This is a genomic window from Herbaspirillum sp. Her3, assembly GCF_057961275.1.
Window position 1 is genome coordinate 3,139,944 of the sequence record NZ_CM176328.1, and the last position, 13,117, is coordinate 3,153,060.

Sequence of the window (13,117 nt, forward strand, 5' to 3'; positions counted from 1 at the left end):
GCCTTTCAGGCTCAACCCACCCACTTGCGGGCATTGCGGAACATGCGCATCCACGGCGAATCCTCGCCCCAGGATTCCGGGTGCCAGGATTGGGTCACGGTGCGGAACACGCGTTCGGCGTGCGGCATCAGGACCGTGAAGCGGCCATCCGGCGTGGTCACCGAGGTGATGCCCTGGGGCGAGCCGTTCGGGTTGAACGGATACGCCTCGGTGGCCGCCCCGCGATGGTCAACGTAGCGCATGGCGATGATGGCCTTGTCGATGTCACCAGTCTGCGAGAAATCGGCAAAACCTTCACCGTGGGCCGTGGCGATGGGCGCCTGGGTGCCGGCCATGCCCTGCATGAAGATCGACGGCGAATCCGCCACTTCCACCATCACGAAACGCGCCTCGAACTGCTCGGACTTGTTGCGGGTGAACTTGGGCCAGGCTTCGGCACCGGGGATCATGGACTTGAGGTTGCTCATCATCTGGCAACCGTTGCAGATGCCCAGCGAGAAGGTGTCCTGGCGCTGGAAGAAGCGCGAGAACTGCTCGGCCAGCTGCGCGTTGAACAGGATGGTCTTGGCCCAGCCTTCGCCGGCACCCAGCACGTCACCATAGGAGAAACCACCCACGGCGATGAAGCCCTTGAAGTCGTCCAGCCTGGCGCGATTGGCGATGAGGTCGCTCATGTGCACGTCCACCGCCGTGAAGCCGGCCTTGTGCATGACATAGGCGGTCTCGATGTGCGAGTTCACGCCCTGCTCGCGCAGGATGGCGACCTTGGGACGGGCGGCTGCACCCAGCGACAGGTACGGTGCGGCGATGTCTTCCTGCGGGTCGAAGCTCAGCTTGGGCGTCATGCCCGGATCAGCCGCGTCCAGCAGGCGATCGTATTCGGCATCGGCGCAGGCCGGGTTGTCGCGCAGTCGGGCGATGCGCCAGCTGGTTTCGCTCCAGACGCGATGCAGCTCGGCGCGCGGCTGGCTGTAGATGTTCTTGGCATCGCGCATGAATTCGATCACGTCCCGGTCATTGGGCTTGCCGATGATGTGGCTGCAGGCACCCAGGTTGTAGCTGCGCAGCACGTTCATGACGTCCGACTTCTGCTCGGCCGGCACCTGGATGACCGCACCCAGCTCTTCGCTGAACAGCGCGCGCAGGGTCAGTTCATTGCGGCGCTCGGCCACTTGCGTGGTCCAGTTCTTGGAATCGCCCCAGTCGGCGGCGTGCTCGGCTTCCATGGTCAGGATGTCGAGGTTGACCGAGATCCCGGTATGGCCGGCAAAGGCCATTTCGGCCAGGGTGGCGTACAGGCCGCCATCGGAACGGTCATGGTAGGCCAGCAGGCGGTCTTCGGTGTTGAGTTGCTGGATGGCGTTGAAGAAGGCCTTCAGGTCTTCGGCGCTGTCCACGTCCGGGGTCTCGTTGCCGATCTGCTGCATCACCTGCGTCAGTGCGGAAGCGCCCATACGGTTCTTGCCACGGCCCAGGTCGATCAGGATCAGGACGGTCTCGCCCTTGTCCTTGCGCAGTTGCGGCGTCAGCACGCCACGCACGTCGGTCACCGGCGCAAAGCCGGAAACGATCAGCGACACCGGTGAAGTCACCGACTTGGCGCCCTCTTCATCGCTCCAGGTGCTGCGCATGGACAGCGAATCCTTGCCCACCGGGATCGAGATTCCCAGTGCCGGGCACAGCTCCATGCCCACGGCCTTGACGGTATCGAACAGCGCGGCATCCTGGCCAGGCTGGCCGCAGGCCGCCATCCAGTTGGCCGACAGCTTGATGTCGCCGATTTCGGCGATCGGTGCGGCGGCGATGTTGGTGATGGCTTCGCCGACAGCCATGCGGCCTGAGGCCGGGGCGTCGATCACGGCCAGCGGGGTGCGCTCGCCCATGGCCATGGCTTCGCCGCGATAGCCTTCCAGGCCCATGGCGGTCACGGCCACGTCGGCCACCGGCACCTGCCAGGGGCCGACCATCTGGTCGCGCACGGTCATGGCGCCGACGCTACGGTCACCGATGGTGATCAGGAAGGACTTGTCGGCCACGGCCGGCAGGCGCAGCACGCGCTGGGCCACGTCCACCAGGTCCATGCCGGTCAGGTCGACCGGAGGCAGTTGCTTCTCGACGTGCTGCACGTCACGGTGCATCTTGGGCGGCTTGCCCAGCAGCACGTCCATGGGCATGTCGACCGGGCTGTTGTTGTGCTCGGGGTCGATCACCTTCAACTGGCGTTCTTCGGTGGCGGTACCGACCACGGCGAAGGGTGCGCGCTCGCGCTCGCACAGGTATTGGAACAGTTCCAGGTGTTCCGGCAGGATGGCCAGCACGTAGCGTTCCTGGGATTCGTTGCTCCAGATCTCGCGCGGGGCCAGGCCGCTTTCTTCCAGCGGCACACGGCGCAAATCGAAGATGGCGCCGCGCTTGGCGTCGTTGGTGATTTCCGGGAAGGCATTGGACAGGCCGCCCGCACCCACGTCGTGGATGGACTGGATCGGGTTGTCGTCACCCAGTGCCCAGCAGGCGTTGATGACTTCCTGGGCGCGACGTTCCATTTCGGGGTTGCCACGCTGGACCGAATCGAAGTCCAGGTCAGCCGTGTTCACGCCGGTGGCCATCGAGGAAGCGGCGCCGCCGCCCATGCCGATGCGCATGCCGGGACCGCCCAGCTGGATCAGCAGGCTGCCCACCGGCAGGTCGTTCTTCCTGGTGTGCTTGGCCGAGATGTTGCCCATGCCGCCGGCAATCATGATGGGCTTGTGATAGCCCATGACCTGGCCGCCCACGTTCTGCTCGTAGGTACGGAAGTAACCGCCCAGGTTGGGACGGCCGAATTCATTGTTGAAAGCGGCGCCGCCCAGCGGGCCGTCGATCATGATCTGCAGCGGCGAAGCGATGCGCTCGGGCTTGCCATAGATGCCGCCCTGGGCGTGCTCGTCGCGCTCGGCGACCGGCTGGGCCACGTCGCGGGCGTTTTCCCAGGGTTGCACGGCGTGGGTGACCATCAGGTTGGAGACGGTAAAGCCGGTCAGGCCGGCCTTGGGCTTGGAGCCCCGGCCGGTCGCGCCTTCGTCGCGGATTTCACCGCCAGCGCCAGTGGAGGCGCCCGGGAACGGGGAGATGGCGGTCGGGTGGTTGTGGGTTTCCACCTTCATCAGGATGTGGGTCAGCTCGTCCGACGCTTCATACACGTTGCCCTTGGTGGCGCCGCGCTGGTAGAAGCGCGAAATGGTGGCGCCCTCGATGATGGAGGAGTTGTCCGAATAGGCCACCACGGTGCCCTTGGGCGCCAGTTGATGGGTGTTCTTGATCATGCCGAAGAGCGACTTGTCCTGCTTTTCGCCGTCGATGGTCCAGTCGGCGTTGAAGATCTTGTGGCGGCAGTGTTCGCTGTTGGCCTGGGCGAACATCATCAGTTCGACGTCGGTCGGATTGCGCTGGGCCTTGGTGAAGGCTTCCACCAGGTAATCGATCTCGTCGTCCGACAGGGCCAGGCCCAGTTCGGTGTTGGCGCGCTCCAGCGCGGCGCGGCCGCCGCCGATCACGTCGACGGACTCCAGCGGCTTGGCTTGCAGTTCCGTGAACAAGCCGGCAGCGTCTTGCGGATCACGCAGCACGGTCTCGGTCATGCGGTCATGCAGCAGCGCGGCCACGGCCGGGAGGCTGGCTTCGTTCAGTTTTTTGGTGCCGCCCAACAGGCCCGTCTTGACCTGCACGCGGAAGATGATGCCGCGCTCCACGCGGTGAATATGGCCCATGCCGCAATTGCGCACGATGTCGGTGGCCTTGCTGGCCCAGGGCGAGATGGTGCCGAAACGCGGAATCACCACGAAGGCATCGCCCTCGTCGCTGCCATTGAAGGGGTCGCCGTAGGTCAGCAGGCCGTTGAGGCGGGCCTCATCCTCTTGCGTCAGGGCCTTGGCGTCGACGAAATGCAGGTAGCGGCCGGACACGCCGGTAATGGCGGCATCCACTGCTTGCAATTGGGTCAGAAGGCGTTGGGTACGGAAAGCGGAAAGGGCATTGGAGCCCGGCAGGATCAGCATGGCGAGGTCGAGGCAGTTAGCTTGAATCGGGAAAACCGTGGCAGCATCGCGGCAGGGACCGGTCCACCGGCACCGGCCCGCCCCGGATGCCGCATGGCACAAGGAAAAAACGTGCAGGCTGGGGTGTGTCGGAATGATGGATCGTGCGCGCGTTAGCTGGCAGAGCCGGCATTATACAGTGGTCACCGCGCCAAGTCCCGTGCAATGCACGCCGCTCCGGGCGCCGGCTGCTGTCGGTGGCGCGCCTCGCCATTTGGGGAGCCTTGACAGGCCGGCCCTTGCTTGATGTCATCGCCAACACGTCACCATGCGTTGTCCTTGGATGCATCAAATGGCTTCACCTCCAGCATGCCCGAATGTAGCAATGCGGCAATATCCGAACGACAAGGAAATTTCGCGGTATCATTCGGCCCGCATCGGACCTGGGCCACGCGCCAGACGCAACGCAGCCAGCGCGGGACGACCCGCAGATGCCCATGACCACAGCGGCCCGTCCGCTTCCAAGACGAATAGAGTGAACAGCACACATCGACAGATCGCCGTCATCGGCGGGGGACTTTCAGGGATTTGCAGCGCCTACTTCCTGGCCGCCAAGGGCTATGAAGTTGCCGTCATCGAGCGCCGCGCGCACGTGGCCGAAGAAGCCACCTTCGGCGACTCCGGCCTGCTGGCGCCGGGCGCCGCTACGCCGTTGACCTTGCCGGGCGCCATGGCGACCTTTGCCTGCCGCTTCCAGGACGAGCCGCGGGTCCTGCTGGCTTCCGGCACCGACTTTGGCCGCCGCCGCTGGATGCGCGCCACGCGCCAGGCCCAGCAACACGACTTTGCCGGGCACAAGCTGCGCCTGTCGCGCCTGTCGGCCTATGGCCAGAGCCTGACGCTGCAACTGCAAGCCCATTACAACCTGGAAAACGAAAACGGCAACGGTGTCTTCCACCTGTTCCGCCAGCCCGCCGAAGCCGCGCGCATGGAAGCGATGCAGGAAGCCGCCCGGCAATGCGAGTTCAAGCACCAGGTGCTGGACGCGGCCGCCATCCGCACGCTGGAACCGGCCTTTTCCTCGGAGGCCAAGCTCTCCGCTGCCCTCTATTACCCTGATGATCTGGCCGGCAATTGCGTCCTGTTTGCCAAGCAGATGCGCAACGCGGCCCAGGCGCTGGGGGTGAGCTTCCATTTCGATGCCAGGGTCACGGCCATCAGCACCGATTTCGGCGGCCGCGTCGCCCTGCAGATCGACTCGCCCCACCTGGCTGCGCAGATGCGCGTGGATGCGGTGGTGGTAGCGGCCGGCATGGGCAGTGCCGAGCTGCTGCGTCCGCTCGACACCGAGCTGCCGTTGCGGGCGCTGCAGACCTATTCGGCACTGGTCCCGGTCAAGAATCCGGACGACGCCCCAAACATGGCGCTCTACGACGACAGCTACAAGGTGGCCATGTCCCGCCTCGGCGGACGCATCCGCATCAGCGGCCTGCTGGGCTTCGTGCCGCCGAGCCAGACCTTGCCGCCCAAGGCCTTGCGCAACCTGCTCAAGATTGCCGGCGACTACTACCCCAATGCCGCCAACTACAACCAGGCGCACTTCTGGAGCAATACCATCGCCTTGCTGCCGCACGGCCTGCCCGTGGTGGGACCGACGCGGCACGGCAACGTCTTCGTCAACGTCGGCCATGGCGCCACCGGCTGGGCTGCCAGCGTCGGCTCGGCGCGCCTGCTCGCCGATATGGTCAGCGGCGAGGACACCGAAATCCCGCCCGACGGCTTGCAGCCTCGCGACGTGCTGGCCTGAGCCGGCCACACTTTCGACACGTCTCATGCAGCGCGGCCTTGGCCGCGCGCATTCTTTTCATCAATGATGTGCCTGCGCTGACAGAACAATTCACTTAAAATCAAGCACGCGCATTTCCACCGCCCGTACAGGTGAACATTCCTGCACTTGGCTCCGTCAGCGCCGTACTACCCCACATTCACGCCACCTCCACTTAAGGCTCCAGCGATCACGATCATGAGCGCGCTCCATTCCGTTGCCGAGATCCGCCAGGTCGAACAAGAGGCTCTGTCCGCCCTTCCCCCTTACACCCTCATGCAGCGCGCCGGCGCCGCCATTGCCGAGCAGGCGCAGCAACTGCTGTGCTCGACCACGGCCTCGTCGCCCTCGGTGCTGATCCTGGCCGGCCCCGGCAACAATGGCGGCGACGCCCTGGAAGCGGCCTGCCTGCTGGAAGAAGCCGGCATCGAAGTAAGTGTCCAGCTGCACGCCGACGAAAGCCGCCAGCCGCCCGACGCACGCCGCGCCCTGGCGCGCGCCCGCGAAGCCGAGATCCAGTTCATCGAAGGTCTGGGTGATGCACCGCTGCGCGCGCAGTCCTGGGCCCTGGTGATCGACGGCCTGTTCGGCATCGGCCTGGCGCGTCCGCCGGGTCCGGCCCTGCGGCCCATCATCGAGTACGTCAACAGCCTGCGCTGCCCGGTGCTCTCCATCGACGTACCCAGCGGGCTCAACGCCGATACCGGCAGCATCGTCGGCGGCCGCGAGGGCGTGGCGGTCCAGGCCACCCATACCATTACCTTCATCGGCGACAAGCCCGGACTGCATACCTGTGACGGCAGCGACCACAGCGGCCAGATCGTGGTCGATCCGCTGGAGATCGCGCCGGTCCTGCTGCCGCCTGCGCGGGCTTTCCTGAACGGTCCGCAGAGCTTTGCCACGGCACTCAAGCCGCGTGCCAACAACAGCCACAAGGGCAGCTATGGCGACGTGATCGTGGTCGGCGGGGCGCGCGGCATGGCCGGCGCGCCGGTACTGGCAGCGCGCACGGCGGCCTTCGGCGGGGCTGGTCGGGTCTATGTGGCTTTCGTCGAGGATGGACCGGCTTACGACGACAAGCATCCCGAACTGATGTTCCGCCTGGCCGACCGGGTGGAATTCGGCGCCAGTGCGGCGCTGGTGGTCGGCCCCGGCATGGGTACCTCGCGCCATGCGCATGACCTGCTGGCACGCGCCCTGGACAGCGAGGCCGATATCGTCGTCGATGCCGATGCCCTGAACCTGATCTCGGCCGAGCCGGTCTTGCAGCACAAGCTGCACCGGCGCAGCCAGCGCGCCGAGGCCTGCAGCATCATCACGCCGCACCCGCTGGAAGCGGCGCGCCTGCTCGACAGCACCACCCAGCAGGTCCAGCAGGACCGCCCGCAGGCCGCGCGCCTGCTGGCGCGGCAGTTCAACGCCATCACCGTGCTCAAGGGGGCTGGCACGGTGATCGCCTTCCCTGATGGCGAGATCGCCATCAACCCCAGCGGCAATCCGGCGCTGTCCACGGCCGGTACGGGCGACGTACTGTCCGGGCTGTGCGGTGCCCTGCTGGCACAGGGCTGGCCGACCCGTGCAGCAGCCTTGGCGGCCACCTGGATCCACGGCGCGGCCGCCGACCAGCTGGTGGCCACCGGCCAGGGACCGGTGGGACTGACCGCCAGCGAATTCATTCCGGCCATCCGTGCCGTGTTCAACCAGATCATCCGAGACCATGTCCAGCGCCGTCCTGCCGTACACACGCATCGCCCATAACCATAAGCTGGGCATCCTCTTTCTCATTTCGGGACTGTGGACGCTTTCCCTGCTGGATACGGCCGGCAAGCTGCTGGCCCTGGCCGGGTATCACGTGGTGATGATTGCCTGGATGCGCTACACCATCAATCTGTTCTTCATGGCGGCTACGCTGGCACCGCTGTACCGGCGCCGCCACGGGCGCAGCATCCTGCACACCAGGCGGCTCGGGCTGCAATTGGGACGCGGCGCGCTGCTGCTGGGTTCGACCCTGATTTTCTTTTCGGTCCTGAAGATCGTGCCGCTGGCCGAAGGCACGGCCATGAATTTCTGCGCGCCGCTGATCGTGCTGGCCATCTCGCCCTGGCTGCTGGGGGAGCGCAGTTATTTCTCGCGCTGGGTTGCGGTGCTGATCGGCTTTACGGGCATGCTCATCGTGATCCGCCCCAGCGGCGACATTCCCCCCTATGGGGTGGCGCTGGGCCTGGTCTCGGCCTTCACCCAGGCGATGCTGTCCATCCTCAACCGCAAGGCCAGCCAGGCGGACAATCCGATGGTGACGCTGTTCTACGGCGCCCTGGTGGGCAGCATCGTGTCCACGCTGCTGGTGCCGTTCTTCTGGACCAGCCATACGCCGACGATGGTGGAACTGGCGATCCTGGTCTCCACCGGCATCACCAGCACCATCGGCCATTTCCTGCAGAACTCGGCTTACAGGCACGCCGAAGCCTCGGTGCTGACGCCCTTCTTCTACGCCCAGATCATCTCGGCCTGTGGCATGGGCTGGCTGGTCTTCGGACAATTCCCGGACCAGATCACGGTGCTGGGCATCGCCATCATCTGCGCCAGCGGGATCGGCATCGCCTACATCGAACACAAGCGTTCACATCCGCTGCCGCCGGCTGATCCGATGGAATCCGTCTAGTCAGCCTTGCACCAGTCGCCCGGCGGCTATGGTCAGGGTGCGCTCGCAACGGGCGGCAATGCCCGCATCATGGGTCACCAGCACGAGGGTGGAGCCGCGCTCGCGGTTCAGTTCGAACATCAGCTGGATAACCGATTCGCCCGTGGCGGCATCGAGGCTGCCGGTCGGCTCGTCCGCAAACAGCAGCGGTGGTTCGGTCACGAAGGCGCGCGCCAGCGCCACGCGCTGCTGCTCGCCCCCGGAGAGGTATTTGGGATAGTGCTTCAGGCGGCTGCCCAGCCCCACGCGGCCCAGCATCTGCTCGGCCTTGGCGCGGGCCTGGGCGTCACCGCGCAATTCGAGCGGCAGCATCACGTTTTCCAGGGCATTGAGGTGCCCGAGCAGCTGGAAGGACTGGAACACGAAACCCAGCTTGCGCTTTCTCAGCAGGGCCCGGCCGTCTTCGTCGAGAGCGTAGATGTCTTCGCCGTCGAGCCGCACGGAACCTTCGCTGGGCGTATCCAGTCCAGCCAGCAGGCCCAGCAGGGTCGACTTGCCGGAACCGGAGGCACCGACGATGGCCACCGTGGTACCTGCGGCCACGGTAAAATCGATGTCGCTCAAGATGGTCAGCCGGCCTGAAGGGGCGGAGACATCGGCAACGTGTTTGGACAACTGAAGGACTTCAATGGCGGCAATGATGGCGGGACTGGCAGGAGCGGAAGCAGGCATGCAAGGCAATCGGGCAAGGTGGACCGGGAGGGTGGCGAGGCGCAATGCGCTGGTGGGCGCGGTGTTGCGTCTGCTGGCGGGCGTCATCCTGATGGTGGCGGCGACGAGCGCTTATTCTGCCCCAAAAAACCTGCTCGTGCTCGGTGACAGCCTCTCGGCCGAATACGGCCTGCAGCGCGGTACCGGCTGGACCGTTCTGCTGCAGCAGCGGCTGCAGCAGAACAAGCTGGATTACCAGGTGGTCAATGCCAGCATCAGCGGCGACACCACCATCGGCGGGCGCAACCGCCTGCCGCCCCTGATGGCGCAGCACAAGCCGGCCGTCGTGGTGATCGAACTGGGCGCCAACGATGCCCTGCGCGGCCTGCCGCTCAAGACCAGCCAGGACAACCTGCAAGCCATGATCGACCTGGCGCACCAGCAAAAGGCCAAGGTCCTGCTGGTGGGCATGCAGATCCCGCCCAATTATGGCCCCGACTACACCCGCCGCTTCGCCGCGATGTACCAGGACCTGGCCAGGAGCAACAAGGTGGCGCTGGTGCCGTTCTTCTTCGAGGGCATCGCGGCTGATCTCTCCTTGTTCCAGGCCGACCGCATCCATCCCACGGAACAGGCGCAGCCCAGGCTGCTGGATAACGTCTGGCCTTGTCTCAAGCCACTGGTCGGGTTGAAGTAAGCGCTTCTGCCCAAGAACAAAGCCCCTGTGCCATGGCTGGCATCAGGGGCTTTGTTCTTGATCGGGGGCGTGCGTCAATGCCGCGCGTACAGCTCCAGGAAGCGTCGCAGCAGCCCGGCCGATTGCGGCGTCTCGCTGACCTTCTCGCACAGCGCCTGCGCATCGATGCCGCAACCACGATAGATATCGGCGTAGTAATGCAGGTGGGCACGCACGAACTCGGGCGAAAACTCGGGATGGAACTGCGTCGAATAGACGTTGTGCTTGTGCTTGATGACGTGGTGCGGGTCCATCGGCGAGCGGGCCATGACGATGGCATCCTTGGGCGGGCGCAGCACCGACTGCATGTGCAGCATGTGGGCCGGGAATTCGTCCGGCAGCACGCCCAGCAACTCATCCTCGCGGCAGCATTCCAGCGTCCTCACGCGCATGGTGCCGGCCGCCCGGCCGGCCGGGTTGTAGCCGACTTCGCCGCCGAAGGCATAGGTCAGCAACTGGTGGCCGTAGCAGATGCCGAACATGGGGGTATCCAGTTCGGCGGCGTCGCGGATCCATTCGGCGGTGCGCTCGCTCCAGTCTTCCTTGTCCGTCACCATGGCCGGTGAACCGGTGATGAAAACCGCCCGGTAACTGCGCGGGCAGGACGGGCGCTCGCCTTCATAGACGGTCACCACTTCGATCTCGGTGCGGCACAGGCCGGCGGCGCAGCCTATCTGGTCGACGTAGCCACCATAGTTGGTCTTGAGGGAAGGATTGGCATCTCCGGTGCGGATGATCAGGACTGGGGCAGGCATAAAAAACGTGGTCGTCTTCAGGGCAAAACATGCAACGGAGGCATTCCTCGTGGAAAACCCTCCTGCAATGCTTTTTCGAATGTCGACTGGAGAAAGCTACAACAAGGTCGGCAGCCGTTTGTTTCCGAAACGGCGCAACATGACGTGCGGATGACAGGAATTTCATCTCGGCAGCATGAAAACTGCATGTTCCCACTGGGTGGAAAGCTGACGAAACGCCAACGGACAATGGAAGAAATGAAGCGGATTCCCCGGTGCCGGCTTCCTTGTGCATCCCGCTCGAATGCAGCGCCGGTGTCCATGATGAAACAAAAAAGGCCGCTGGGAAAGCGGCCTCGGTAAATTTTTTAGTAAATTGTGGCAGTCATGCCGACAACTCCCCACCCTGGGGCGGCACTGCGCTCCGATTCACGCTCACGGTGCGCTGGCTGCCCCACGGCGGGCCATCCTGCCCATCTCACTTGGCGGCGTCATCCGCGCTGACGGCGGCGGCGCCCTTCAGGAGCTTGGTCTTGGCCTTCTCGCGCAGGAAGTCCAGGTAACCCAGGGTTTCCTGCTGCGCCAGGGCGGCAGTGATCTGCTCCTGCTCGGCCTTGCGGCGCGCGGTATCGATGGTCTTGGGCTGTTCCACCTTGGTGATGCGGTAGATCTGGTAGCCCATGCCCGCGGTTTCGGCACCGGTGTAGGCCGGCAGCTTGGCGGTGTCGGCCTTCATGACGGCGGTGAAGGCTTCCTGGGTCCAGCCCTCTGATTTCACGCGGGAGACCACCTTGGGCTCGCTGAAGCCGGTGGCATCATCCTTGGCTTGCAACTGCGCCAGGCGCTCCTGGCCGGCCTTCACTGCCAGGGACTGCTCTTGGGCGGCCAGCACGGCCTTCTGCACGTCAGCCTTGACTTCCTCGAACGGGCGCTTGGCCACCGGCTTGTAGCTGACCATGCGGCCGGCCACCAGGGTGTTGGGGGCCGTCTGCACGGCTTCGGTGTTGTGCTTGGCCTTGATCACGTCGTCGGTGAACAGCGCAGCCAGGAACTTGGCATTGTTGTAGGGTGCGGTGCCAGCGGCCGGATTGGGGACGCGGGTCACGCCGGAGGCGGTCTGGATCTTCAGCTTGAGCTTGTCGGAGACGGCCTTGAGGCTGTCGCCGTTTTCATAGACCAGGTTGTTGAACTGGTCGGCCATGTCCGAATACTTCTTGGCGGCGATCTGCTTCTTGATCTCGGCGCCGATCTCGGCCTTGACCGATTCCAGCGGCTTGACCGACGCCGGCTTGATGCCGGTCACTTCGATGACGTGATAGCCGAAATCGGACTCCACCGGATCGCTGATCTCACCCTGCTTCAGGCTGAAGGCCGCATCGGCGAAGGGTTTGACCATGGCATCCCGGGTGAAGTAGCCCAGGTCGCCCCCATTGGCGGCCGAAACGGGATCTTGCGAATTGGCCTTGGCCAGCTTGGCGAAGTCGCCCGGATTCTTGCGCAGCTGCGCCACCAGGGACTCTGCCTTGCTCTTGGCGGCGGCCTTGTCGGCAGCGGAGGCATCCTTCTTCACGGTGATCAGGATGTGGCTGGCGCGGCGCTGTTCTTCGGTGGCGTACTGCTTCTGGTTCTGGTCGTAGTAGGCCTTGATGTCATCGTCGGTGACCACGGCCTGGGCGGCCACGGCGGCCGCATCCAGCACCACGTATTCGATGTCGGCCTGCTCCGGGGTCTCGAAACGGGCGCCGTTCTTGTCGTAGTAGGCCTTGAGCATGTCATCGCTCACCTTCACCTGGGCGGCATAGCTGTCCGGCTTGAAGTTGAGCATCTGCACCGTGCGTTCCTGGTCGTTCAGGCTGGACAGGTTCTCGGCCACGGTCTTGGGCGCAAAGGCGGTGTTCTGGATGGCCGCATTCAGTTGCTGCAGGGCCATCTCGCGGCGCAGGCCGGCTTCGTAGGATTTCTGGGTCATGCCCTGAGCGGCCAGCAGCACGCGGTACTGGTCATTGTCAAAGCTGCCGTCCGGCTTGGTCAGGCCGGGGATCTGCAGGATGGTCTGCTGCAGTGCCTGGTCGGGCACCACCAGCTTGCTGGCCACCACTTCTGCACCCAGGGCGCGCTGGGCGATCAGGTTGTCGAGGATGGCGCGACGCGCCTGCGGGCTATCGAAGATCTTGCTGTCGAACTGATTGCCGTATGCCTGGCGCATGCGCTCCAGTTGCTGGCGATGCGCGGCGTCCCACTCTTCCTTGGTGATGGTCTGGCCGGCCACCTTGGCCACGCCGCTGTCATCGGTCAGGCGGCTGTAACCCTCCAGGCCGAAGAACGCAAACGACGGGAAGATGAGCAACAGCAGCAGGAACTGCATCAGGCGCTGGTGAGTACGAATGAAATCAAACATGTATAGCCAATCAATAAACGATCTGGTCAAGGAAGGACAGCGAGGCCGGAAGACCGCCG

At 64.8% G+C, this 13,117-nt stretch carries 8 protein-coding genes; 4 read left to right on the forward strand and 4 right to left on the reverse strand.

The features are described from left to right. Window positions 1-11 precede the first annotated feature (11 nt). Entirely contained in the window at window positions 12-4,034 is a 4,023-nt protein-coding gene (purL, locus tag ACVC5H_RS14290) for a phosphoribosylformylglycinamidine synthase (RefSeq protein ID WP_489618512.1), read from the reverse strand. A gap of 514 nt (window positions 4,035-4,548) precedes the next feature. Here purL and ACVC5H_RS14295 point away from each other — a divergent pair. The 3 genes from ACVC5H_RS14295 to ACVC5H_RS14305 all read left to right on the forward strand — a co-directional run bounded on the left by ACVC5H_RS14295 (window position 4,549) and on the right by ACVC5H_RS14305 (window position 8,500). Further along, entirely contained in the window at window positions 4,549-5,820 is a 1,272-nt protein-coding gene (locus ACVC5H_RS14295) for an FAD-dependent oxidoreductase (protein WP_489618513.1), read from the forward strand. A 216-nt stretch (window positions 5,821-6,036) separates the two neighbouring features. Next, window positions 6,037-7,596, forward strand: coding sequence for an NAD(P)H-hydrate dehydratase (locus tag ACVC5H_RS14300; RefSeq protein ID WP_489618514.1), 1,560 nt, complete (start codon window positions 6,037-6,039; stop codon window positions 7,594-7,596). Then, on the forward strand, window positions 7,556-8,500 hold the full coding sequence (locus ACVC5H_RS14305; protein ID WP_489618515.1) for a DMT family transporter: 945 nt from the start codon (window positions 7,556-7,558) through the stop codon (window positions 8,498-8,500). Before ACVC5H_RS14300 ends, ACVC5H_RS14305 begins: the two co-directional genes overlap by 41 nt. Here ACVC5H_RS14305 and ACVC5H_RS14310 read toward each other — a convergent pair whose 3' ends face one another. After that, window positions 8,501-9,211 (reverse strand): ABC transporter ATP-binding protein, encoded by a 711-nt coding sequence (locus ACVC5H_RS14310; RefSeq protein WP_489618516.1) that lies wholly within the window; start codon window positions 9,209-9,211, stop codon window positions 8,501-8,503. 91 nt (window positions 9,212-9,302) lie between these two features. Between ACVC5H_RS14310 and ACVC5H_RS14315 the strand changes: the two genes are divergently transcribed. Beyond that, the gene (locus ACVC5H_RS14315) at window positions 9,303-9,887 is read left to right on the forward strand and encodes an arylesterase (RefSeq protein ID WP_489622698.1); all 585 of its coding nucleotides are present in this window, start codon (window positions 9,303-9,305) and stop codon (window positions 9,885-9,887) included. Window positions 9,888-9,961: 74 nt separating this feature from the next. Here ACVC5H_RS14315 and ACVC5H_RS14320 read toward each other — a convergent pair whose 3' ends face one another. Beyond that, on the reverse strand, window positions 9,962-10,681 hold the full coding sequence (locus ACVC5H_RS14320; RefSeq protein ID WP_489618517.1) for a glutamine amidotransferase: 720 nt from the start codon (window positions 10,679-10,681) through the stop codon (window positions 9,962-9,964). A gap of 457 nt (window positions 10,682-11,138) precedes the next feature. Continuing rightward, window positions 11,139-13,058 carry a SurA N-terminal domain-containing protein gene (locus tag ACVC5H_RS14325; protein WP_489618518.1) on the reverse strand — a complete coding sequence of 640 codons (1,920 nt, stop codon included), beginning with the start codon at window positions 13,056-13,058 and terminating at the stop codon, window positions 11,139-11,141. Between the last annotated feature and the right edge of the window lie 59 nt (window positions 13,059-13,117).